The organism is Mycobacterium sp. (assembly GCF_035314665.1).
In the GTDB taxonomy this organism is placed as follows: Bacteria; Actinomycetota; Actinomycetes; order Mycobacteriales; family Mycobacteriaceae; genus Mycobacterium.
The window spans coordinates 1-22,488 of sequence record NZ_DATFZD010000111.1; the positions used below are offsets into that span (position 1 = coordinate 1).

The 22,488-nt window shown below is 63.3% G+C and carries 18 protein-coding genes and 3 pseudogenes; 11 read left to right on the plus strand and 10 right to left on the minus strand.

The genetic code is table 11. The features are described from left to right. From VKI00_RS08300 to VKI00_RS08315, 4 genes are all read left to right on the plus strand, one after another. Positions 1-346 (plus strand): hypothetical protein (locus VKI00_RS08300; protein ID WP_324436644.1); only part of this gene is annotated, 346 nt, incomplete at its 5' end. 48 nt (positions 347-394) lie between these two features. Continuing rightward, positions 395-1,156 carry a sulfotransferase domain-containing protein gene (locus tag VKI00_RS08305; protein WP_324436646.1) on the plus strand — a complete coding sequence of 254 codons (762 nt, stop codon included), beginning with the start codon at positions 395-397 and terminating at the stop codon, positions 1,154-1,156. Beyond that, positions 1,119-2,765 (plus strand): DHA2 family efflux MFS transporter permease subunit, encoded by a 1,647-nt coding sequence (locus tag VKI00_RS08310; protein WP_324436647.1) that lies wholly within the window; start codon positions 1,119-1,121, stop codon positions 2,763-2,765. The genes VKI00_RS08305 and VKI00_RS08310 overlap by 38 nt, the downstream gene beginning before the upstream one ends. A gap of 138 nt (positions 2,766-2,903) precedes the next feature. Continuing rightward, the gene (locus VKI00_RS08315; RefSeq protein WP_324436649.1) at positions 2,904-3,242 is read left to right on the plus strand and encodes a hypothetical protein; all 339 of its coding nucleotides are present in this window, start codon (positions 2,904-2,906) and stop codon (positions 3,240-3,242) included. 67 nt (positions 3,243-3,309) lie between these two features. On the opposite strand, the gene VKI00_RS08320 is transcribed toward VKI00_RS08315, so the two are convergent. Both VKI00_RS08320 and VKI00_RS08325 read right to left on the minus strand, forming a co-directional pair. Next, a complete protein-coding gene (locus VKI00_RS08320) occupies positions 3,310-4,548 on the minus strand; it encodes a fatty acid desaturase (RefSeq protein WP_324436651.1) in 1,239 nt (412 codons plus the stop codon). Between the two features lie 9 nt (positions 4,549-4,557). After that, a complete protein-coding gene (locus tag VKI00_RS08325) occupies positions 4,558-5,676 on the minus strand; it encodes a ferredoxin reductase (RefSeq protein WP_324436653.1) in 1,119 nt (372 codons plus the stop codon). Positions 5,677-5,905: 229 nt separating this feature from the next. Between VKI00_RS08325 and VKI00_RS08330 the strand changes: the two are divergent. After that, positions 5,906-6,220: pseudogene (locus tag VKI00_RS08330) on the plus strand (AI-2E family transporter); the annotation flags it as partial. 13 nt (positions 6,221-6,233) lie between these two features. Here the strand turns inward: VKI00_RS08330 and VKI00_RS08335 are convergent. Next, the gene (locus VKI00_RS08335) at positions 6,234-7,502 is read right to left on the minus strand and encodes a fatty acid desaturase family protein (RefSeq protein ID WP_324436655.1); all 1,269 of its coding nucleotides are present in this window, start codon (positions 7,500-7,502) and stop codon (positions 6,234-6,236) included. A gap of 578 nt (positions 7,503-8,080) precedes the next feature. Next, a pseudogene (locus VKI00_RS08340) lies at positions 8,081-9,100 on the minus strand (zinc-binding dehydrogenase); the annotation flags it as partial. Between the two features lie 8 nt (positions 9,101-9,108). Here VKI00_RS08340 and VKI00_RS08345 point away from each other — a divergent pair. After that, on the plus strand, positions 9,109-9,252 hold the full coding sequence (locus VKI00_RS08345) for a hypothetical protein (protein WP_324436673.1): 144 nt from the start codon (positions 9,109-9,111) through the stop codon (positions 9,250-9,252). A gap of 128 nt (positions 9,253-9,380) precedes the next feature. Here the strand turns inward: VKI00_RS08345 and VKI00_RS08350 are convergent, their stop codons facing one another. Then, positions 9,381-10,646, minus strand: a complete 1,266-nt coding sequence (locus VKI00_RS08350; protein ID WP_324436657.1) for a cytochrome P450 — start codon at positions 10,644-10,646, stop codon at positions 9,381-9,383. Between the two features lie 6 nt (positions 10,647-10,652). After that, on the minus strand, positions 10,653-11,780 hold the full coding sequence (locus VKI00_RS08355) for an amidohydrolase family protein (protein ID WP_324436658.1): 1,128 nt from the start codon (positions 11,778-11,780) through the stop codon (positions 10,653-10,655). Positions 11,781-12,134: 354 nt separating this feature from the next. On the opposite strand from VKI00_RS08355, the pseudogene VKI00_RS08360 reads away from it, so the two are divergent. Then, positions 12,135-12,823 (plus strand): annotated as a pseudogene (locus VKI00_RS08360) (alpha/beta hydrolase fold domain-containing protein). A gap of 4 nt (positions 12,824-12,827) precedes the next feature. Here VKI00_RS08360 and VKI00_RS08365 read toward each other — a convergent pair. Together VKI00_RS08365 and VKI00_RS08370 are read right to left on the minus strand one after the other, a co-directional pair. Next, a complete protein-coding gene (locus VKI00_RS08365) occupies positions 12,828-13,994 on the minus strand; it encodes an acyl-CoA dehydrogenase family protein (protein ID WP_324436660.1) in 1,167 nt (388 codons plus the stop codon). 3 nt (positions 13,995-13,997) lie between these two features. Next, positions 13,998-15,023: an acyl-CoA dehydrogenase gene (locus tag VKI00_RS08370; RefSeq protein WP_324436661.1), complete on the minus strand. Its 1,026-nt coding sequence runs from the start codon at positions 15,021-15,023 to the stop codon at positions 13,998-14,000. 216 nt (positions 15,024-15,239) lie between these two features. On the opposite strand from VKI00_RS08370, the gene VKI00_RS08375 reads away from it, so the two are divergent. The 4 genes from VKI00_RS08375 (at position 15,240) to VKI00_RS08390 (ending at position 20,162) form a co-directional block, all read left to right on the plus strand. Beyond that, positions 15,240-16,379 (plus strand): amidohydrolase family protein, encoded by a 1,140-nt coding sequence (locus VKI00_RS08375; protein ID WP_324436663.1) that lies wholly within the window; start codon positions 15,240-15,242, stop codon positions 16,377-16,379. A gap of 1 nt (position 16,380) precedes the next feature. After that, on the plus strand, positions 16,381-17,622 hold the full coding sequence (locus tag VKI00_RS08380; protein WP_324436665.1) for a cytochrome P450: 1,242 nt from the start codon (positions 16,381-16,383) through the stop codon (positions 17,620-17,622). Next, on the plus strand, positions 17,622-19,286 hold the full coding sequence (locus VKI00_RS08385) for a class I adenylate-forming enzyme family protein (RefSeq protein WP_324436666.1): 1,665 nt from the start codon (positions 17,622-17,624) through the stop codon (positions 19,284-19,286). The genes VKI00_RS08380 and VKI00_RS08385 overlap by 1 nt, the downstream gene beginning before the upstream one ends. A gap of 69 nt (positions 19,287-19,355) precedes the next feature. After that, entirely contained in the window at positions 19,356-20,162 is an 807-nt protein-coding gene (locus tag VKI00_RS08390) for a lysophospholipid acyltransferase family protein (protein WP_324436668.1), read from the plus strand. A gap of 148 nt (positions 20,163-20,310) precedes the next feature. On the opposite strand, the gene VKI00_RS08395 is transcribed toward VKI00_RS08390, so the two are convergent. Together VKI00_RS08395 and VKI00_RS08400 are read right to left on the minus strand one after the other, a co-directional pair. After that, entirely contained in the window at positions 20,311-21,657 is a 1,347-nt protein-coding gene (locus tag VKI00_RS08395; RefSeq protein ID WP_324436670.1) for a serine hydrolase domain-containing protein, read from the minus strand. A gap of 433 nt (positions 21,658-22,090) precedes the next feature. Further along, positions 22,091-22,488, minus strand: a 398-nt coding sequence (locus VKI00_RS08400; protein ID WP_324436671.1) for an enoyl-CoA hydratase-related protein, incomplete at its 5' end; no start/stop codon positions are given.

The window sequence follows — 22,488 nt, forward strand, 5'->3', positions numbered from 1 at the left end:
TGCCTACCGCTCAGCCGTCGTAAGTGAATGGCGCAAACGTTCTCCGATCTACTACACCCACTGCGACGGTTGCGCGGCACGCGGAATGTGTGGCAACGGTTGCGCTTACGACGCAATGATCCACAGCGGCGATGAAATGGCGATCGACGTACGAAGCTGCGAGTACACGCAGCGGTTCAATCGGTTGTTCATCGAAGATCTCTTCGAGCAGGTCCGACCCGCTGGCCACCTTGCCGCGGACTGGTGGCACATACCTGATCGCAGCGAGCGCCAGCGGCTGATGGGCGCGGTATCGGCGCGCCCCCGTACGCTGTCCTACTCCATCGGGCACCAGACCCTCGACTAGCGTTTGGCGCCGATCTTGGCTTCAACCAGGGTTGCGACACACTGAGCTATGGCAACGCGCGAGATGACGGCCTACTTCGGTCACCACAAAGCAGCAAGTAGATGGGCCACGCTCGTTCTTGGCGAACTGGCTGCGAGTCTCGGACTTCGCGCGCTCACCGTATATAGCGCGGTCGAGTGGGATGGATACCCAGATCTGGGTGGCCTGGTGGCCGACACATCGCCAGACTTGTTGATCTACCCCAACGCGTCGCAGGTGGACGCGGACTCGCTCGGGCCGTTGCGGGGATTTCATATTATCCGCGATCCGCGGGACATGATCGTCTCTGGCTACTTCAGTCACCGATACAGCCATCCCGAAGTGTTCCCGAAGGTGTCCCGATTTGGGACAGAATTGCCGCCGCACCGGGCAGAGCTGGCGACGCTCGACATCGACGCGGGCCTATCGCGCGAGATCGAGTTCAGCGGGCAGTTCATCGACGGCATGGCGACGTGGAACTATGCCCAGCCGCACATACTTGAGCTCCGCATGGAGGATGTCATCGAAGACCCGCTTGCCCACTGGACCGCGATCGTTGCCCACCTCGGATGGCCCCGCCCGGCGAGTGACCAGGAATTCCTAGCCGAAATCCTTGAGCGCCATTCCTTCCGGCGCTTGGCGGGTGGGCGCGATCGTGGTGATCTTGACATCACACATCACTACCGGCGCGGCGTTGCCGGCGACTGGCGCAATTACCTCAATAAGGACCACCTCGCGCAGATACGACGGCGCTATGAAGACCTGGTGGAGCGCCTCGGGTACCAGTGGTAAGGCCATGGATCCGGTCGCAAATCCCCGCAGCGAGGAATCGGTCAAGCTCGACTCCAGACTGCTGAAAATCACCGTCCTCTACATGCTGGCCCCGACGATGGCGGCCCTTGACACCACGATCGTCTACGTGGCGCAGCGGACTTTCGTTGACGAATTCTCCTCGACGCAAGCCATTGTCGCGTGGACGATGACCGCCTATACCTTGTCATTGGCGGCGGTGATCCCACTGACCGGCTGGGCCGCCAACCGCTTCGGTACCAAGCGGCTAATCCTCGGTTCAGTGCTGCTCTTCTCGCTTGGATCACTGCTGTGCGCGACGGCATCGAATGTCACGCTGCTGGTGACGTTCCGAGCACTCCAGGGGCTTGGCGGCGGGATACTCCTGCCGCTAACCTTCACAATCCTGACCCGCGAGGCCGGACCGGGACGGCTCGCGCGGGCGCTGGCGATTGGCGGCGTTCCGGGGTTCATCGCGCCAATTTGCGGCCCTATCCTGGGCGGCTGGCTGATCGGCTCCTTTGGCTGGCAGTGGATTTTTCTGGTCAACGTTCCGATCGGATTGTTCACCTTGGTGCTGGCCGGGTTCGTCCTTCCCAAAGACGAACCGGCGTCAGCGGAGTCATTAGATGTCGTCGGAATGCTGCTACTCTCGCCCGGGCTGGTGATGCTGCTTTACGGTGCGTCGCTGATACCCGGACGCGGCACTGTTAGCAATCCGCGGGTGTACGTGCCAGTTGCGGTCGGGTTCACGCTGATCGTTGTGTTCGTTTTCCACGCGCTGTACCGCGCCAGCAATCCACTCATCGACTTGGGTTTGCTTCGGAACCGGATGGTCGCGTCAGCCAACGCAACGAGATTTCTATACGCCGTTGGATTCTTCGGGACGTGTCTGCTACTGCCCGGGTACTTCCAGCAAGTGCTCGGCAAGACGCCGCTACAGTCGGGACTTTTGCTGCTCCCGCAAACGCTGACCGGTGCTGCGGTCGCACCGCTCGTGGGACATCTGACGGAGAAGCGAGGTCCGCGTGATGTCGTGCTGGCTGGAATGACTTTGATCGTCGCCGGTATGGGGGTGTTCATCTACGGCATCAGCCAGCACCGGGTGCACATCCCGGTGCTGCTGGCCGGGCTTGCGGTGTTCGGTATCGGTACCGGCTGCTCGATGATGCCGGTTGCGTGGACGGCAGTTCACACCCTCGAGACTCGCGAGATAGCGCACGGGTCAACGCTATTCAACGTCAATCACAACGCGGCGGCGGCCATCGGCGCGGCGCTGATGTCGGTACTGCTGACCAGCATTCTCAACCGCAGTGCCGACATCGTGGCGGCGCGCCGAGCCGATTCCATCTTGCAAGACGCGGCGAGACGAGGCGTTGCGCCCGACCTGTCCAAGCTGCCTCACCAGGTGTTCGCGCCCGATTTCATGGAGCACGTCACCAAGGACCTGTCGCGGGCCTACGCCATGGTGTTTGCAGCCGCCGCGATACTGGTCGCCACCACTTTCATACCCGTGTGGTTCCTGCCGAAGAAGCCAACGGGGAATCCGCCCGCGCTGGCCCCAGCCGGTTGCGCACATCCGAGAACCGAAGCGCCTCGGTGTGATCGTTGAAAGACGACGAGCGGTTCGGACGTGGCGACTCTGACAAACCCCGCCCTGATTTGACCTCACCCCCAAACAGGGCCCCGTTTGCCTCATAAGCTTCTCACTCGTCAACTAAGGGCGGAGGTGGGGCAGTTTGGCGTCCAGGTGATCCTGCTCGATCCGGGCCACATCAAGTCACGGATGACGCTCTCGGCAGAAGAACAGAACGCCGTAGCCCGCGCCAAACTACCGCCCGAAGCGGTCGAACTGTACGGAGGAATGCTGACCAAACTCGACCGGATGGTGACGGGGATGGTCGGCTCCGGAAAAGAACCCGAGGTGGTCGCGCAGGCCTACCTCAAGGCGTTGACCGATCCTCGACCGAAGCGCTTCTACACCGTAGGCGTGGACGCGAAAGCGCTTCGGATCATTGGCCGCTGGTCGCCCAAGTGGCTGCTGGATGCGATGGCCGCCCGAATCATGGATGGTTCTGCACGCCACTAGTGGCGCTGCCAGGTCTCGAACCCGCCTCTCTATGTCGCGCCGCGCGGCTCGGCTATGTCCCGGGTGCTTACGCTGTGGCGACGTCCCCGTTCCGCAGCTCGCGCAACGCTGTCCGCAGTCCGCGACGTCTGCCGGTGTCGGGATCGATACCAAAGCTATCCCGGACGCCGGCACGGATTCGGAACTTTAACTCCGAGTGGGTCTCGGGTGCGTCGTCCTCGTTGGCTTCGAGCAACTTGTTCGGGAGCGAGAGCTTCACGATGGTCCAGAACGTCTGCATGTACTGACGCCCAAGGGATCCGGTCGTGTACGGCAGGTCGTATTTGTCACAGAGCGCTGTGATGCGCTCGGATATTTCGGCGTAGCGGTTGCTGGGCAGGTCGGGAAACAGGTGGTGCTCAATCTGGTAGCACAGGTTTCCGCTCATGAAGGCCATCATGGGCCCGGCGTTGAAGTTCGCCGACCCGAGCATCTGCCGCAGGTACCACTCTGGATGCGTCTCCGCCTCGTATTCCTCGCGAGTGAATTTCTCGGCGCCGTCAGGGAAGTGCCCACAGAAGATGACCATGTACGACCAGTAGTTGCGGATGAGGTTAGCCGTCACGTTGGCGCGCAGGGTGTGCTTCCAGTTCCGGCCCGACAGGGCCGGAAAGACCACGTAGTCTTTGCCGACCTGTTTGCCGACCTTTTTGCCGATCACCCGCAAGTCCCTGCGGACCTCGTCCTTGGATTTCTCGCCCCTGCGGACCTTCGACAATTCCACCCCGTGCAACGCAACTCCCCACTCGAAAAGTGTTCCGAGCAGCAGGTTGTAGAACGGGTTGCCGATATTCCATTTGTCCCAGTGCTGGTCTCGGGTGACGCGAAGCAGCCCGTAGCCCACGTCGTCGTCCATCCCGACGATGTTGGTGTATTTGTGATGCACAAAGTTGTGCGATTTCTTCCACTGCACGCTCGGAGACGTGGTGTCCCACTCCCATTCGGTCGAGTGAATCTCCGGATCATTCATCCAATCCCACTGGCCGTGGGTGATGTTATGCCCGAGTTCCATGTTCTCGATGATCTTCGCGGCGGCGAGCATGGCGGTGCCGGCGACCCAGGCGACCTTGTTCCTGCTCGCCATCAAGGTGATTCGGCCGCCCGCCGCCAACGCGCGCTGCAACTGGATGGTCCTGCGCACGTAGCGGGCGTCCCGTTCACCCCTGGACTCTTCGATGTCGGTTCTGATCGCGTCCAGTTCGCGGGCCAATTCCTCGACGTCGGCTTCGGTGAGGTGTGCGTACTGTTTGATGTCTGTGATAGCCATGCGGCTCTCCTAGATGTTTATGGTGCAGTCGCCGGAAGCGGCAGAAATGCACGTCTGGATTCGGTCGCCGGCGCCGTGCTCGGTGCCGGACCGGAAATCGCGCACATAGCCCGATTCCAGTGGCAGAACGCAGGATTGACAGATGCCCATTCGGCAGCCGAACGGCATCTGGATGCCCAGCTTCTCGCCACCTTCTAACAGCGACGTGGCGCCGTCGAGTTCGATGGACTTGTCTGAGATGGCGAAGGTGACCGTGCCGCCCTCGCCGCCTTTGTCGGTGCGGGAGATGGTGAACCGCTCCATGTGCAGGCTGTTCGCGATGCCCGCGTCCGTCCACACCTTTTCGACCGTGTCGAGCATGGCCGGCGGCCCGCACGCCCACGCCGAGCGCCCCCTCCAATCCGGAACGACACCGTCAAGCTCGGCGAAGTCGATCTTGCCCATGTCCGCAGTCAGCTGCAGGTGCAATCGGTAGCCGGACTGAGCGCGCTCCAACGCACGTAACTCGTCATGAAATATCACCTCGTCGACGACGGGCGCCGAATGGATGTGCACGATGTCGGGGCTCTCGCCGCGGTGCCTGAGCGAGCGCAGCATCGCGATGACGGGGGTGATGCCGCTGCCCGCTGTCACGAACAACAACTTGCCCGGCGCCGGGTCAGGAAGCGCGAAATCGCCCTTCGGAGTTGCCAGCCGAACCACCGTGCCGGCCTCGACGCCATTGACCAGATGGGACGACAGGAACCCCTCAGGGGTTGCTTTCACGGTGATCGAGACCAGTTTTTTGTCGCGCCGCGGAATCGACGTGAGCGAGTAGGACCGCCAGTGCCAGCGGCCATCGACCCGAAGCCCGATCCCCAGATATTGGCCCGGCCGGTAGTCCCCGGAAAAGCCCCATCCCGGCCTGATCGTCACCGTCGCCGAGTCTTCAGTTTCTTTGTGGACATCGACCACCACCCCACGCAGTTCCCGCGCGGACCACAACGGATTGAGCAACTTGAGGTAGTCATCGGGCAATAGCGGCGTCGTGGCGCGAGCCACCAACCCGCGCAACACATTGACCTTCGGGGATACTGCGGTTTCGATGTCCTTCGCGGGAGCAGCGCTCCATCGCGTCAGGCTTCGCATCTTCAACTCCATAGAGCGGCTCCATCGCCTCAGCCCAGGTACACGGGATTTCGATTTCAGTGAACACGTGTGCACCGATTACCCCGTCCGTAGAACGGCAAACATCCGTTCTGCCGGCGGTGGGCGACCGGATAGTGACGAAGAAGCGCGACGGCCACCCCCGTCATCGGCAGGCGAGCCGCTCGATGCGGCCATCGTTAATAGCCAAGATTCGACGGTACTTAACCAGTCGCTGTTGGACTTGGTTCCCGTCGTCGGGTCGACCATCGCCGGTGTCGTCGTCGCAGCTGTCGCACTCACCGTGTCGCTTCCGGTGTGCATCGCGACCACCGTTTTTGTGGTGTTCCGGCTTGCGGAGGACTACCTCCTGGTGCCCAAGATCATCGGCCGTGCGGTGAAGGTGCCCGCGCTGATCACCGTAGTGGCCGTTTTGATCGGCGGCGCGCTATTAGGGATTGTCGGAGCTCTCGTTGCCATCCCGATCGCAGCCGCCTTGCAGCTCCTGACTCAGGAAGTCCTTTTCCCTCGACTCGACAACGCCTGAGGGACGGTGGCCGTTATCGAGCACTCGCAACGACTCGCCGGCGCGCCGAGGTGTGTCGTTGGTTGAGCCGGTTGTTGCGATTACGGATCGCGGTGGCCAGTCCGCGTCGACGCGCAACAGGGTTCCCGACGCCTGCTCGACCCGGTGGTTTGACGACGCCGCGAAATTTCTCTTCGGAGGCGGTCTCAGGGGCGTCGTCGGAAGAGGCGGTCAGGAACCGGTCCGGCAGGGCCAGTTTGACGATCGTGCGCAGCGTCAGTAGGTATTGGCGGGCCAGCGGCCCCGTAGTGTAGGGCAGCTCATACTTTGCGCAGATCGCCCGCACGCGCTCGGCGATCTGGGCGTAGCGGTTACTGGGCAGATCCGGGTAGAGATGGTGTTCGATCTGATAACAGAGATTTCCGCTCATCAGCGCCATCACTGGCCCGGCACGAAAATTGGCACTACCCAACATTTGTCGCAGATACCACTGCGCTTTGGTCTCATCGTCGAGGGCTTCAGGGGTAAATTTCTCAGCCCCGTCGGCGAAGTGGCCGCAGCAGATCACCGCGTACGCCCACAGGTTTCGCAGCAGGTTGGCCAGCGCGTTCCCGAAAAGGACCCGCCGCCAACGTCGCCCGGCGAGTGCAGGGAAGAGCAGGAAATCTTTGCCTGCCTGGCGAGCGACTTTGCGGCGCAGAGCTCGGGTGTGAGCAGACTTTTCGGCATCAGTATCCATGCGGTCTTGTTCGGAGTACAGACCGTGCAGCGCGATACCCCATTCAAACGCAATCGCCAGCAATAGATGTCGCAGCGGCTGCAACAGATTGCTAAGCTTCCACGGTTGGTCACGGGTGACGCGCATAACGCCGTAACCGAGGTCGTCGTCGACGCCGACGACGTTGGTGAACATGTGATGGCGGTAGTTGTGGGAGTACCTCCATTGCGAGGACAGCCCAGCCATGTCCCACTCCCAAGTGGTGGAGTGAATTTCGGGGTCGTTCATCCAATCCCATTGGCCGTGGCCGATATTGTGGCCCAATTCCATGTTCTCGATGCTCTTGGCCGCGGCCAGCGCGCAGGCTCCGATCGCCCATCCGGTCCTGGTCCGACTGGCGCCGATTACGATACGGGCGGCCAGGTCGAGGCAGCGTTGAACAGCGATGATGCGCTGGATATACGTCCTGTCCTTGGCGCCGAGCGAATCTTCGATGTCTAGACGGATCGCGTCCAATTCGACGGCAAGTGCCTCGACATCCGCGTCGCTCAGGTGGGCGTATTCGGCTACTTCTGTGATGGCCATCAGTTTCTCACTGGATGATCAACGTAGTGCCGCGCGGGGAATCTCCGCGGTCACCGGGCAAGGGAAACATTTGGTGAGGGCGTGCCGTACTGCGGGGAATGGTTTTGTGGTTGGCGCCGGCGTGCCGGGTGACAGCCCACTTTGGACGCGTTCGCATCGTGAACTTTCGACAGAAGATCACTGAGATGCCCGGTTGCGAGCGGTCGCTCTCACGCTGTCGCTGCAGGGGGACGGCGTTTCCGGGCCGGCTGGGCTGTCAACCAAGGCCAAGTCTACCGCCGGTTGGGGTCGGGCTTCATGAGCGCCTGTCACCCGGTAAATCATTTCCGGTGATGATTTCCCAGCCGGGGTGCGTTGAACCCGCGCCGTTCGAACCGCCCCGGTAAGTCCAAAGACCTACCGGGGCGGGAACCCAGCGCGTGGCTGGCTTAGGCATTCGGCGTCACCGACTCGCTACGATGCAGCCAGACTCGCCTGACGTTGTGCGGCAATGGCGTTGATGCCTTAGCGTGTAAACCACCATCAGAACGCCCTTGGCCTTTTCGATAGTGGAACGGTGCTTGGCGATTTCGGAACATTCAGGGCTGGAGGATGATCTTCACCGCGCCGTCTTGCTTCTTCTGGAAGATGTCGTAGGCGCGCGGTGCCTCAGCCAGCGGCAGGGTGTGGCTGGCGAAGCTGTCGACGCCTAGCGGGTCGTCGTCGATCAACAGCGGCATGATGTCGTCGACCCATTTTTTGACGTTGGCCTGACCCATGCGCAGCTGGATCTGCTTGTCAAACAGGGTAAGCATTGGCAGCGGGTCGGCCATCCCCCCGTACACGCCGATCAAAGAGCTAGTGCCCCCGCGACGCACGATGTCGATCGCGGAGTACAACGCATCGAGGCGATCCACGCCAGCCTTCTGCATCATCGGTTTGGCCAATGCGTCAGGCAGCAGGCCGGTGATTTGTTGAGCCAGCTTGGCGACCGGTGATCCGTGCGCCTCCATCCCGACGGCGTCGATCACCGAGTCGGTGCCGCGACCGTTGGTGAGATCGCGGATCAAATCGGCGAGCTTGTCGCCCGCATCCTCCAGATCGATCGTCCGGATACCGCGGGCGTCGGCTCGGGCCAGTCGTTCCTGGATCCGGTCGACCGCGATGACGTCGTAGCCGAGGTGAGCGGCGATGCGCGCCGCCATGTCGCCAATCGGCCCGAGGCCGAGCACGGTCACCGAGCCGCCGGCGGGGATAGCGGCGTAGGAGACAGCCTGCCAGGCGGTCGGCAGTACGTCAGACAAATAGACGTAGCGGGAGTCCGGTGGTCCCGCCGGCACCTTGATGTGGGTGAACTGAGCCTGTGGCACCCGAAGAAGTTCGGCCTGCCCGCCGGGAACCTCGCCGTACAGTTCGGAGTAGCCGAACAGGGCGGCACCCATCCCTTGCTCGCGAACCTGTGTGGTCTCGCATTGCGTGTAGAGCTGCTGGTCGCACATGTAACAACTGCCGCAAGAGATCTGGAACGGGATCACTACCCGATCGCCGACCGCCAGATTGGTGATGTCGCGACCCACCTCGCGCACGATTCCCATCGGTTCGTGGCCCAGGATGTCGCCGGTCCCAGATGGGATACCGGGTGGTCGTGCCCCGCGAAGCGGTCGGCGGCACTCCCCCCGCCTACGCCGACTTAGCAATCACGCACACGATGGCGATGCTGGCCACCATCACGACGATCGACGCGCTGACCGCGGATTGGGCGTCAGGATGACATCAAAGAGGTAGAGCACCTGCTTCGCATCCCGTAACGACGCGAAACGACCTGACGCGACCTGCGGATACACCGGAAGGTGTTGATGGCATCAACCTACGAAAGCGACATGCCGGCGCACACACATCCTAGACCCACGCCAGCTCGACCCGTTGCCACCCGTTAAGAAGTGCCGTCGGATTGCGTTGCAGCGGAGCACCGGTCAATTCAAGCCGGTCGAGATACGGAAGCAACCCGCTGATCGCCGCCCTCACCTCCTGGCCAGCCAGGTGGGCGCCCAGACAGAAGTGAATGCCGTGTCCGAATGCCAGGTTCTTGCCAGGGGGTCGGGTGATCAGGAACCGGTCGGGGTCATCGAAACGACGCGGATCACGGTTTGCCGCGGCCATATGCAACGCAATGATGGCGCCCTTGGGGATTGGCGTTCCGGCGATCTCAGTGTCTTCGGTCGCCTCGCGAAAAGCGAATTGGATCGGGCAGGTCAACCGATTTGCTTCGTCAACCGCATTGGGCAGCAGTCCAGCATCGTTGAGCAACAACTTGAGCTGGTCGGGGTTGGCCAGCAGTTCGACCACGGTGTTGCCGATCAAATTCGTCGTCGTCTCGTTGCCCGCGACCATGATGGTGATCGCGACCATCAGTGTTTCGACATTGCTCAGCGACTCGTTGTCGATCGCCGCGACCATCGCACTGACCAAGTCGCCCTTGGGTTCTGCGCGACGCGCCTCGATAAGGGGCACGAAATAAGTGCTGAACTCCTTGATCGTTGCCAACATCAATTCGTTGCGCTCGGCCGGGCTGCTGAACACCCCACCGGCTGCGGCGGCGAACGCGTCCGACCAGCGCTTGGCCTGGCTATAGTGGTCGCCGTCGATGCCGAGGATGTGGCAGATCATTTCGACGGGCAACGGAACGGCGAGGCGGTCCACCACGTCGAAGGCGGGCTGGTCTTCGATTCCGGCCAAACAGCGCCGGACGATCTCTTCGATCGCAGTCGCCATCTCCTTGATGCGCGGCGGCGTGAATCCCCTGCTGACGATACGGCGCATTCGGGTGTGCTGGGGCGGGTCGGCCGCGGCGATGGTCTTCGCGGAAGCCATCTCGGCCATGTCCACCGGGATGCCCGCGGCCAGCGCGAGCAATCGCTCGACCACCTCTGGTTTCATCTCGTCATCGGGCGGCGCGGATCCTTCGTAGGGATTGGGTCGCGATGAAAATTGCTGCGGGTTGGACTGCACTGCCTTGACATCGTCGAACCGGGACACCACCCAGATGTCAGAGCTGGCGCGGTAGACGGGAAATCGCTCCCGCAATTCGGCGAGCACCTGTGGCAGCTGGTCTGGTGGTCCGGGCTTGAACGGGTCGAAGATGAAATCGGATTCATTCGCGCTCATCGCCGCTCAATCCCAAAAGCGGTACAGCGTGCGGGCGTTGAGCTCGACGATCTTTCGCGCCTCATCGTCGGGCACATCGACGAGATGCTCGGCCAGCAGCTTGCGGGTGTGCGGCCAGTTGGAGTCCGAATGCGGATAGTCACTTTCGAACATGATGTTGTCGATGCCGATCCGGTGCCGTTGCTCGATACCCGACTGGTCAGAGATGAAACAGCCGTAAATGTGCTCCCGGAATAGCTCGGAGGGAAGTTTGTCGGCGTTGATGTTGCACCAGTACTTGTGTCGGCCCCAGGAGTAGTCGATGCGTTCCAGTAGATACGGCATCCAGCCGATGCCGCCCTCGGAAAGCGCGACTTTGAGCTTGGGAAACTTGTAAAACACGTCGGACATCAACAGGTCGACGGTTGCCATCATCGAGTTCACCCCGAAAAGCGCGATGCTGATGAACATATCGCCGTCCGGCGCGAGCCCCTGCGGCATGCCGCCGGAGCCGAAGTGCATCGACAGCGGAAGTTCGGCTTCCTCGCAGATGCGCAGGATCGGATCCCAATGGTCGGTGTGGAACGACGGCAAGCCAAGTTTGTGCGGCGCCTCGATGAACGAAACCGACCTGGCGCCCTTCGCGGCGGTGCGTTCGATCTCGGCCACCGACGCGTCGATGTCCCAGAACGGCACCGTGATCAACGGGATCTGGCGCTCGGGGGCATAGGCACACCACTCATCGAGGATGAAGTCGTTGTAAGCGCTAATGCACAGCTTCGCGAAGTCCTTGTCCTCGGCGGCGTAAAACGTGCTGCCGGCGAATCCACCGAAGTTCGGGAAGCACAGCTGGGCCCAGGTGCCCTCGATGTCCATGTCCTTGATGCGGTCGGCGATGTCGTGACACCCCGGCAGCATGTCATCGTAGCTGCGTGGGTCCATGCCGAAGTCGCGCGGGTGCTTACCCGCCACCGCGTTGAGAGCAAAGTTGCCCGACTGCCGCCCTTCGTAAAGCCAGGTGTCGTTGCCGTCGGGGAGCTTCACGATGCGCGGCGCCACGTCCTCGTACTTTGCGGGAAGCCGGTCAAGCCAAACGCGGGGATGTTCGATGACATGGTCGTCAACGGAAATGATTCTTGCATCTTCGGGAAGCATATGATCTCTTTCTGAAAGGCATCGCATCTCAACAGTAGAACGCTACCTGCGTCAGATGCAACGGGCATACTATGCTGACGCCGCAATGAAGTAATCACATGTGCTGGGAGGCGGTTGATGGTCACGCTGCGTCGAGAAGCACTCGACCCCGAGATTCGCGAGGCCGTCCGCGATCTGCCCGATTTCGTGTTCTCCACCGAGACCGTGCCGATGATGCGTCAGAACGCCCCGTTCGCGCCCGTGCCGGCACCCGACATCGAACGCACCGAGCTGACGACCGATCCCAACGGCGGGGTCGCGCTGACCCTGCTCTATCCCCGCGACGCTGCCGGTGAGCTGCCGGCCCTGTACTGGATGCATGGCGGCGGGACGGTGATCGGAAACCGCTTTATGGATAACGCCCGGCTCAACGAATGGTGCCGATTGCTGTCCTGCGCCTGCGTTAGCGTCGAATACCGGTTGGCGCCGGAAGCACCCTATCCGCTCCCCCTAGACGACTGCGACAACGGATTGCGGTACATCGTTGATCACGCGGCCGATCTGCGGCTGGACCCGCGCCGCATCGGGTCGGCGGACGCAGCGCCGGAGGATTGCTGGCCGCCGCTCTCGGGCTGCGTTGGCGGGACCAGGAGCTCGAGGGTCTGGGATTCGCATACCTCGAATACCCGATGCTCGATGACCGGATGACCACGCCGTCGAGCGCGCTCGATGGCCTGCCAATGTGGAGTCGGGAGTCCAACGCGTTCGGCTGGCGCAGCTATCTAGGCGAGCGCTACGGAACAGACGATGTGTCGCCCGACGCGGTGCCCGCCAGGGCCGCCGAGCTTGCGGGCCTACCGCCGACGTTCATCAGCGTGGGCACTGCGGACTGCCTGCGAGATGAGTCGATCGATTTTGCTGCTCGCCTATGCCGGGCCGGCGTGTCGACGGAGCTTCACGTCTACGCCGGCGCGATCCACGGGTTCGACATCTTCGCTGACTGCGCGGTGGCCAAATGCGCCGCGCGCGACAGTGCGGATTGGCTGGCCCGCCAATTCCGCTGACAGGTCAGCGGCGTGGACGGCTGCGAGGTAATCCAAGGCGGTTCTCGACGATCAGGCTGCGCAGCACTTCGCTGGAACCGCCGTAAATCGTCGTGGCGACCGCGCTGCGGTAATGGGCATCCAGCGCGCCGTCAACGGGAGCGTCTGGGTCAGTCCAATCCAGCATTCCCGCGGTTCCGGCAATATCGGCGGCGGCGGCTGACGCCCGCACATAGCTTTCAGGACCGAACAGCGCCGACACCGGCCCTGGCTTCTCGCCTTCGGCGTCCAGGAACGCCACCCGCAAGGCCAGCAAGTCGGCTACCTCGGCCTGCATCGCCATATGGGCCAGGCGCTCACGCACCAGGGGATCGTTGATGAGCGCGGTACCGTCGGTTCCCGGATGAGTGCGGGCGAATTCGAGCGCATCCGCTGCCACCAATCCCGTCCGCGAGGACGGCGCGACGTTCTGCTCGGCCTCCAACGCGGCCAACATCACCGAAAAGCCCTGGTGCGCTTCGCCAACCCTGTTGGAATCGGCGACCCGCACGTCGTTGTAGAACACGATGTTGGTGCGTTCATGCCCCATGGTGTGCACCGGCCGGATCTCGATACCCGGTGAATCCAGCGGTACCAGCAACATCGTCAGGCCCCGGGTACCGGCGGACCCTGGCGCCGAGCGGGTGAGGAGAAAGCAGTAGTCAGCGAGATGCGCGAAGGTGGTGAAGATCTTCTGGCCGTTGACAATCCAATCTTCACCGTCTTGCTCGGAGCGGGTCGCGCAGGCGAAGACATCAGATCCGCCTGCGGGTTCGGTGTAGCCGAGGCAGATGAGAATCTCGCCGGCCGCAACGGCCGGCAGAATTCTCGCCTTCAGCTCCGGTGAGCCCGCGACCCTGATCGCGTTGGCCGGCAACATCGTCGTCCCGGGCCCGATCGTAGGAACGCCTCCCCGGCGCAGCGTATCGAACAGCACAGCGGTCTCGAAGTGATCGAGTCCGGCCCCACCCTCCTCTACCGGCCAGACTGGGGCGATCCATCCGCGCTCCCCAAGCTTTCGCGCCAGCTCCCGGTCGGCACCGTCTCCAGTCCGTCGCTCGTTTTCGATCACCTCGCGGGTGACATACCGTGCGACGAATTCTTCTGCGTCGCTGCGGATTCGGGCCCAGTTCGCGGGTTCGCTAAAGTCCATGGCTCAGCGACCTCCAGTGCTCACCGGGCCGAAGCGTCTGTCGGCAAGGGTGAGTAGTTCGCGCCGCGGATCGGCGAATGCGACCGCCCATGCTTTGGCACGTCGGTAGTAGAGCTGGATGTCGTACTCCTCCATGTAGCCGTACCCGCCGTGGACGTGAAGGCTGTGCCCGGCTGCCTGATACGCGGTCTCCGCTGCGAATACGAACGCCATCGAGGCCAACGCCGGCCCGTCGGCATGCCCCGAATCCAAGGCCCAACAGGCCTTTTGGATCAACAGTTGGGCGCCGTCCAGCGCCGCGACAGCGTCGGCGAAGGGGTGAGCGACGGCCTGGTACATCGCGATGGGCTGCCCGAACGCGTGACGCACCTTCGTGTAATCAGAGCCGATGCGCACGGCCTCCGCAGCCAGTCCGATCAGCGCCGCCGCCCGCAGCACGCGGACCTCATCAAGAGCTGTCGCGAACATCGTCCGGGCAGAATCGCCGTCGGCCAGGCAGCGGCGCTCGCAGCCTTCGGGCCATCGGGCCAACGCCAACCCGCCGAAGTTGGTCCGTGGGATTCGGGCCAGCCCGGCCGGCCGTATCGCATAAAGCAGAGAACTCCCCTCGACGGCGAGAACCGCATCCGCGATCGCTCCGTCGACGAGCAATTGCTCCTCGACCGGTCCCGAGCCGGTGGCCAGCGACACGATAGACGAGCCGGTCAACACCGGGCCGACCAGCTCCTTTTCGCCAAGCCGGCCCAGTAGCCGCGCCGCGGCCGCGGTCTCGGCGACGGGTATTGGGGCGAGGCGGCGGCCCGCCTCCTCCGCTACCAGCGCCAGCTCGAGCAGACCCCCGCCCACGCCACCGCAGTCCGACGCCACGCCGATCCCGAGCGCTTCCGTCTCGCTGAAGCGCCGCCATAGGTCCTTGTCCAAGCCCGACGACTCCGCCGCCCGGACGCGCTGTGGCGTCGCCTCCTTCCGGAAGAGCGCTGCGAAAGTCTCGCGGACAGCACGTTGCTCTTCGCTTAACCGCAGGTCCACACCAGATTCCTTCCGTGTCCGAGGGCTCGACGGCAAAAGCGGGACTGCCGTAGCGAGCACACTACTCCTGGCGGAGTTATTACATGCAAAAAAGTAGTGCGTTGTTCTCTTCTTACGCACTCGGTGTTACTGTCGAGCGCAACAGGCAGGGCCGTACCGAGGAGTTCGACGATGACACAGAAGCTGGGTTTTCAGGTCTTCGACGGTGACAACCACATGTACGAGACGCGCGATGCGCTGACGAAGTTCCTGCCGCCCGAGTATCGCGGCGCGATCCGCTATGTCGAGGTGGACGGCCGCACCAAGATCGCCACCTTGGGACAGATCAGCGAGTACATCCCCAACCCAACCTTCGATAAGGTCGCCGCGCCGGGCGCCCAAGAGGACTACTTCCACAACGGCAATCCGGAAGGCAAATCGCATCGCGAGATCCTGGGCAGGGCGATCGAGGCAACCCCCGCGATGCGTGAACCGGCACCCCGGCTGGCGCTGATGGACGAGCAGGGCATCGACAAGTCGATGATGTACCCGACGCTGGCAAGCCTGGTAGAGGAACGCTTCCGGGACCACCCCGAGGCGACCCACACGATCATTCACGGCCTGAACCAGTGGTTGCACGAGACCTGGCAATTCGATTACAAGGGCCGCATCTTCACCACGCCCATCATCACCTTGCCGATCGTGGAGAAGGCGATCGACGAGCTGAACTGGGTGGTCGAGCGCGGCGCGCGCGCCATTCTCATCCGGCCGGCGCCGGTGCCCGGGCTGCACGGCCCGCGCTCGTTCGCGCTGCCCGAATTCGACCCGTTCTGGAAGCGAGTGGTCGAGACCGGCGTGCTCGTCATCATGCACGCCTCCGACAGCGGATACTCTCGCGATGCCAACGACTGGGAGGGTTCCGGCGAGTTCCGGCCGTTCCAGCCTTCCCCGTTCCGCTCCTACTACAGCCTGGCTCGCAACCCGGCCGAGGACGCGGTCGCGGCGCTGGCCTGCCACGGACTGCTGACGCGGTTTCCCGAGCTTCGGATCGGCATGGTGGAGAACGGAACAACCTGGCTGCCCCGGCTGCTGGAGAACCTCAGCGACACCCGTAAGAAGATGCCGCAGCTCTACAGCGAGGACCCCGTCGAGGCCATCTGTCGCTGCGTCTACTTCAATCCCTTCTGGGAGGAGAACGTGGCCCAACTCGCGAAACTGGTGCCGATTGAGCACCTGTTCTTCGGATCGGACTATCCCCATCCGGAGGGCCTGGCGGATCCCCTCAGCTACGCCGAGCGTCACCCAGAGCTAAGCGACAACGAGATCGCCATGGTCATGGGCCGCACCCTCTCGAGCATGATGCAGGTGGACGCCTGAGATGTCGACGGATCACGGTGCGTCGTCCGCCACGAAAACGCGAGCAGACGGCGACCCGGCGGAGTTCAACCCCTACTCGGATGTGTTCTTCGACGACCCCTATGAGACCTACCGGTGGATGCGCGATGAGGCGCCGGTCTACTACAGCGAGCGGTGGGACTTCTACGCCCTGACCCGCTACGAGGATGTTGTTGCCGCGCACCGGGATTGGGAGACGTTTAGCAGCGCCTACGGGGTGACCCTGGATGCGCTGTCGATGCGTCACCGGTTCAGCACCAACATGTTGATCATCATGGACCCCCCGGAGCATGAGCGGCTGCGCAAGCTCGTGCGGCAGGTGTTCACCAAGGCGGCGATCGCCAATCTGGAGCCGCTCGTGGTGGAGGTGGTGACCTCCTACATTGAGGCGCTGAAGGATAGGCAGAACTTTGATGTGGTGGCCGATTTCGCCGCCCTGTTCCCTGTGGAGATCATCTCCTCCATGCTCGGTGTCCCGAGCGGTGAACGACAGCAGATCCGTTTGTGGACTGACGGATTCCTGCACCGGGAGGAAAACAATCCGTTCGCGACGGAAAGTGGCGTGGCCGATTCGATGGCGATGGGCGAGTACTTCCTGGAGCTGGCCCGCGACAAGCGCCGCAACCCCGATGACCTGATCATCAGCAGACTGGTCACCGCCACCTATGACGATGACGCGGGGCTGACGCACCGGCTCAGCGACGACGACATCGCCACGTTCGCGGTGCTGCTGGCCGCGGCGGGCAGTGAGACCGTCACCAAGCTGGTGGGCAACGGGGTGATGGCCTTTCACCGCAATCCTGATCAGTGGGAGTTGGTGCTCGCTGATCCCACACTGATTCCCGGCGCCATCGAGGAGATGCTCCGGCTCAATCCGCCTTCGCAGTATCAGGGGCGTTTCGCCACCCGCGACGTCGCCCTCGACGGCGGGACGATTCCTGCGGGCTCCCCCACGTTGTTGGTAACCGGAGCCGCGACCCGTGACCCGCGGGCCTACCAGCGGCCCGACGCGTTCGACATCCGACGCGGCGGGGCCACCACGCTGGCATTCGGGTTCGGGGCGCACAGCTGCCTCGGCTCGTGGCTCGCCCGCCTCGAGAGCCACGTCGCCTTCCAGCAGTTCCGCGAACATTGGCCACGATTCGACGTCGACACGGGCTGTCTGCGCCGGGTCACCATGTCCAACGTCGCCGGCTACTCGCACATCCCCGTCCACGTCGGCTGATGGCCGGAGCCCACCCGGCGGCAGAGGATTCGACGCCCAGCGGCATGCCGGCCAGCATCCCCGAGCTCCTCGCCATCAGGCGCGCCGCACCCGACGGCGAGTTCCTCATCACCGATGACGAGCGACTGACCTTCGCGGAAGCGGAGACCGCGTCGCTGGAGTTGGCCGACGCGCTGCTAGCCTCCGGTGTCGGCAAAGGGACCCGGGTCGGGATCCTGTTCCCGAACTGTGCCCAGTGGCTCATCTCCTGGCTGGCTGCCGCGCGAATCGGCGCGCTGACGGTTCCCCTGTCGACTTTCGCACCTGGTGGGGAACTCGGGCGGCTGCTGCGGCACACCGATGTGCAGGTCGTACTCATGGGCCGATCGATCGCAGGCCGCGACCTCGTCGAGCGCATGCAGGACGCGCTGCCCGGCCTCACCGCCGGAGGCGCCGTGATCGCTGCACCGCAGGCACCCTACCTGCGGCAAATACACGTTTGGCCGGACTGCGACCGCTCCTGGGCGGCGCCGTGGCCGCGCCCGGAACCCGCTGTATCGCTTGCATATTCAGCCGAGAACGAAGTTGTACCCGCGGATGACCTCGTCGTAGTCACCACCTCGGGGACGACGGCGCTGCCGAAATCCGTCGTCCACACGCACGGCAGCCTGGTGCGCCACGCCTACATTCTGGCCCGCCATCGTGGCGTCACCTCCGTTGACCGCATCTATTCGCCGATGCCGTTCTTCTGGGTGGGCGGCCTGACGATGGTTGTGCTGCAAGCCCTCTCGACCGGCGCGGCCATCCTCGCGCAAGATGTATTCGAGGCGGGCAGCACGCTGGCGCTGTTGGAGCGGGAACGAGCGACGTTCATCTCATGCTGGGCCCAGGCAAGCCAGGCCATGGCCGACCATCCCGACTTCGCCAAGCGCGACCTGTCGAGCGTGCGAGGCGGCACCATGCTCGAGGCGCTGCCGCCCGACCGGCGACCACGCGAACCCGACCTGATACCCAACCTGCTTGGCATGACCGAGACCGGCGGCCCACACACGATGGTCGAGGTGCCCGACACCCCGCTGCCCCCGGAGTTGCGCGGCTCCTTCGGAATTCCGCTACCCAGTGTGGTGCAGCACCGGATCGTCGACACCGCCTCGGGCGTCGAGGCGCCGCCTGGTCACGAGGGCGAGATCCAGGTACGTGGGCAGATCTTGATGAACGGTATCTACAAGCGGGAACGCCACGAGGTGTTCGGCCCCGACGGTTGGTATGCCACCGGAGACCGAGGATGGTTCGACGAGGCCGGCCACCTACACTTCACCGGCCGCGCAAGCACTCTCATCAAGACCGCGGGATCCAACGTGTCGCCGGCGGAGGTCGAGGCCGAATTGGACGCCATGCCCGGCGTGCTGCACAGCTTCGTCGTCGCCCTGCCACATCCGGTACGCGGCCAGGTAGTTGGGGCCGCTGTCGTGCCCGCCAACGGGGCGCGGCTATCGGTCGAGGCCATCATTGTCCACGCTCGCCGCAGCTTGTCGACATTCAAGGTGCCCACCGTCATTCGCCTCATCGCCGAGAACGACCTGCCCATGCTTCCCACTGGCAAAATCGACCGCCAAGGACTCGTGCGGGTCCTGACCGGCGATGGACCCGTTGTCGGCGGCGACCTGATCGGAGAACGAGCATGACATACAAAGTCGTTCAATGGACTCATCAACATCGCACCCAAACACAATGCACACACTGCAGGGGAAGGCATGAGCGGCAGCGATATTGAAAATTCGGAGATCGCCAAGTGGGATCCCGCCTTCAGCGAGCTGTTCACGAAAGTGGTCGGGTCGATTGTCAAGCGGTGGTTCCGCGCAGAGGTGCGGGGCTTGCAGTCCTTCCCGCCCACCGGCGGCGCGTTGGTGGTGCACAATCACTCCGGCGGCGCGCTGACGCCCGATCCGCTCATCTTCGTCCCTGCCTTCTACAACGAGTTCGGATACGACCGCCCTGTCTACACCCTCGCCCACTACGTGGTGTTCTTTACGCCGTTGCGCGGATACCTGGGCCGCCTCGGCGCTATCCATGCCAACCGAGACAACGCCGCCAAGGCATTGCACTCGGGTGCGGTCGTGCTGACGTTTCCCGGTGGCGACTATGACGCCTACCGGCCGACGGTGACCCAGAACGTCATCGACTTCCACGGCCGCACCGGATATGTCAAGACCGCCATTGCAGCCGGCGTGCCGATCGTGCCCGTTGTGTCGATCGGCGGCCAGGAAACCCAACTTTTCCTGACCCGCGGCACTTGGCTGGCCAAGCGATTGGCTCTCAAGCGCTTTCGGGGGGAGATTGTGCCGCTTTCCATCGGTTTCCCATTCGGCCTGACTGTGCTCTTCCCCGCCAATCTGCCGTTGCCGACTAAGATCGTTACTCAGGTGCTCGAGCCCATCGACATCTTCGCCCAGTTCGGCAAGGAAGCCGACGTCGACGAGGTCGACGCCCACGTGCGCTCGATGATGCAGACCGCCCTCGACCAGCTTGCGCGCAAGCGCCGGTTCCCCATACTGGGCTGACACATACCCACACCAATCCATCTGCCCGCCCCGGACAACATCATTGAACTCGCGGAGCGGGGCAGATATCCGCCGATGACGGCCGGCACATCCGCGGGAGCTTGCCGCGGTGACGTCACGAACACTTCAGGCGTCGTGACGAGTTCGATTACATCCCCGATGTGCTGGACTCAGGTTGTGCCGTGGCTCGGTACGGTGCACCGAAGTGCGGTACAGTCTGGGCGCCGCGCCTACGCGCGGCCGCCGCGCCGCGTTGCAGCAGTGCAGCCAGAACGGCGATGGCGCCATAGTCGAACACCATCGGCGTGAGAAGTCGGTTGTGCACGAAGCCGAATGACATCCCGGTTGCGGGATCGGCCCATCCGATAGAACCGCCCAGACCGGCGTGGCCGAATCCTGGCATTAGTCCGGGAACCGGCGAGGCGTGATATCCCATGTGGAAGGACATCGGGACGATGACGTTGCGGTCGGGCCGCAGCGAGATCTCGCCGGTCAGGCCTGCCACCAACTCGGCCGATAGGAAAAGTGTTCCGTCGATGCGGCCGCCGTCGGCGACCGCGCCGTACATCTTACCGAGCGCGCGGGCCGTCATGACGCCGTTGGCCGACGGAATCTCGCTATCGAGGAGCGGAATGTCGCCTTGCACAGACGATTTCATTCCAGGAGCGTAAAATGCGCCGAACCCCCCGGAAAACGGCAGCGCCGCGATCTTTGGTGCGAGGAAATCGAACAGCGGATTCGTTGTGGTGGTTTGCGGCATCAGGATCTGCGCCACCTGGATCGGTGAGTCGGCCGGTGGTCGGCCGAGATGCAGCCCTTCGATGCTAAGCGGCTCAGCCAACTCAGAGCGGACCAGGTCACGCATTCCCATCCCCGTTACCGCTCGCGCCAGGCCGGACAACAGCCATCCGTAGGTCAGCACGTGGTAGGCCGACCTGCCCAGCAGTGGGCTCGCCGGCGCTGCCGCCAGGCGCTCCTCCATGAAGCGGTGATCCAACAGCTCGGCTTTGCTGACCCCGTTCAGCTGCGACAGCCCGGCCCGGTGCCGCATCAACTCGCGGACGGTAATCCCCGATTTGCCACTAACGCCAAACTCCTTCCAGTACTCGGCCACCGGCGCGTCGTAATCGAGCAGCCCGCGGTCGACGAGCCGGTGAATCACGGTCGACGTGGCGCCCTTGGTGGCGGAGAACACCATCGCAGCGGTGTCGGCTGTCCAGGGCACCTCGCCCCGCCGGTCGGACCAGCCCGTCCAGACGTCGACGACAGGGCGACCGTCCAGGTACACCGACAGCGCCCCACCACCGAATCGAGGCCCCGGGAACAGCCGGCCGAAAAACCGGACAGCCCAGGTGAAATGCGGGTCGGCCGCGCCCTGGACGCCGTTCGGCAGAGCGCTGTCGACCTGGTGAATGTTCTCGGCAACAACGTAGGGTCCCAGCGCACCGCGCCAAGGCCCGTAAACATTGCGTTTTCTCGAAAAGAACGAAGTCATCATTTTCCGACGTGGTGCGAACCACTCTGATGCCCCTCTGAGCCAGCACGATGCCACTCTGAGGCAGCACGATGCGGTTTTGAAATGGTGTTTTCGCGTCTCGTTGGGCATCATCGTGGTGCCTCTCGGCGCTGGTCCAACGTGACCCTCCTCCATGCCTGAGCGCAACCGTCAACCTTCAAAAATCACCGGCGCGCTAACTTGTGATGCGTGCTACAACCGGGTGAACTGCACCTCCCACTATCGCTTTGGTAGAACGTGTCCAATTGGAGAGAACATGAGCACCTCTATCAGCAGCCAACCTCCGGGAGCGGCTCCGTTGAGAACCCCATTGCTGGCGGAGGGAAGTCATGGCTGAACCGGTGGAGTGTTTGTCCGCCATGACGCGACTCATCCGTTGGCGTCAGGTGTAACCCATGAGACCTGGTAAGGCTCATGAGTCAGGGCGGCCGGCGGCCTTCATCCGGTCCAGGTCCGCCATTACGACGGTCCTGCCCGCGGTGGCCGCGAGCGCACGCGCATGGCCGAGGTGGTGCATGTCGAAACACGACTCGATCGCGTTGGAGAAGCCCATCGTGTCGAGTGTGTGATTGACCGCGCGTTTGGCCATGCGTAACGCCCATGGGTCGGTCCGCGCGATCCGCTGCGCCAGCCGCAAGGTGAATTCGCGAAGCTCTTCCAGCGGCACCACATGGTTTACCATCCCGGTCCGCAATGCCTCCTGGGCGCTCACCGAATCCTGGGTGAATAGCATCTCCTTGGCCTTGCGGGGGCCGAGTTCCCAAGTGTGAGCATGATATTCGATGCCCATAATGCCCAACAGCGCGACCG

What these genes read in the sequence shown, in the direction of transcription:
- VKI00_RS08305 (WP_324436646.1), top strand. Translation starts at nt 395, where the DNA reads ATGGCAACGCGCGAGATGACGGCCTACTTCGGTCACCACAAAGCAGCA.
- VKI00_RS08310 (WP_324436647.1), top strand. Translation starts at nt 1,119, where the DNA reads ATGAAGACCTGGTGGAGCGCCTCGGGTACCAGTGGTAAGGCCATGGAT.
- VKI00_RS08320 (WP_324436651.1), bottom strand. Translation starts at nt 4,548, where the DNA reads ATGGCTATCACAGACATCAAACAGTACGCACACCTCACCGAAGCCGAC.
- VKI00_RS08325 (WP_324436653.1), bottom strand. Translation starts at nt 5,676, where the DNA reads ATGCGAAGCCTGACGCGATGGAGCGCTGCTCCCGCGAAGGACATCGAA.
- VKI00_RS08335 (WP_324436655.1), bottom strand. Translation starts at nt 7,502, where the DNA reads ATGGCCATCACAGAAGTAGCCGAATACGCCCACCTGAGCGACGCGGAT.
- VKI00_RS08345 (WP_324436673.1), top strand. Translation starts at nt 9,109, where the DNA reads ATGGGATACCGGGTGGTCGTGCCCCGCGAAGCGGTCGGCGGCACTCCC.
- VKI00_RS08350 (WP_324436657.1), bottom strand. Translation starts at nt 10,646, where the DNA reads ATGAGCGCGAATGAATCCGATTTCATCTTCGACCCGTTCAAGCCCGGA.
- VKI00_RS08355 (WP_324436658.1), bottom strand. Translation starts at nt 11,780, where the DNA reads ATGCTTCCCGAAGATGCAAGAATCATTTCCGTTGACGACCATGTCATC.
- VKI00_RS08365 (WP_324436660.1), bottom strand. Translation starts at nt 13,994, where the DNA reads ATGGACTTTAGCGAACCCGCGAACTGGGCCCGAATCCGCAGCGACGCA.
- VKI00_RS08375 (WP_324436663.1), top strand. Translation starts at nt 15,240, where the DNA reads ATGTACGAGACGCGCGATGCGCTGACGAAGTTCCTGCCGCCCGAGTAT.
- VKI00_RS08380 (WP_324436665.1), top strand. Translation starts at nt 16,381, where the DNA reads ATGTCGACGGATCACGGTGCGTCGTCCGCCACGAAAACGCGAGCAGAC.
- VKI00_RS08385 (WP_324436666.1), top strand. Translation starts at nt 17,622, where the DNA reads ATGGCCGGAGCCCACCCGGCGGCAGAGGATTCGACGCCCAGCGGCATG.
- VKI00_RS08390 (WP_324436668.1), top strand. Translation starts at nt 19,356, where the DNA reads ATGAGCGGCAGCGATATTGAAAATTCGGAGATCGCCAAGTGGGATCCC.
- VKI00_RS08395 (WP_324436670.1), bottom strand. Translation starts at nt 21,657, where the DNA reads ATGACTTCGTTCTTTTCGAGAAAACGCAATGTTTACGGGCCTTGGCGC.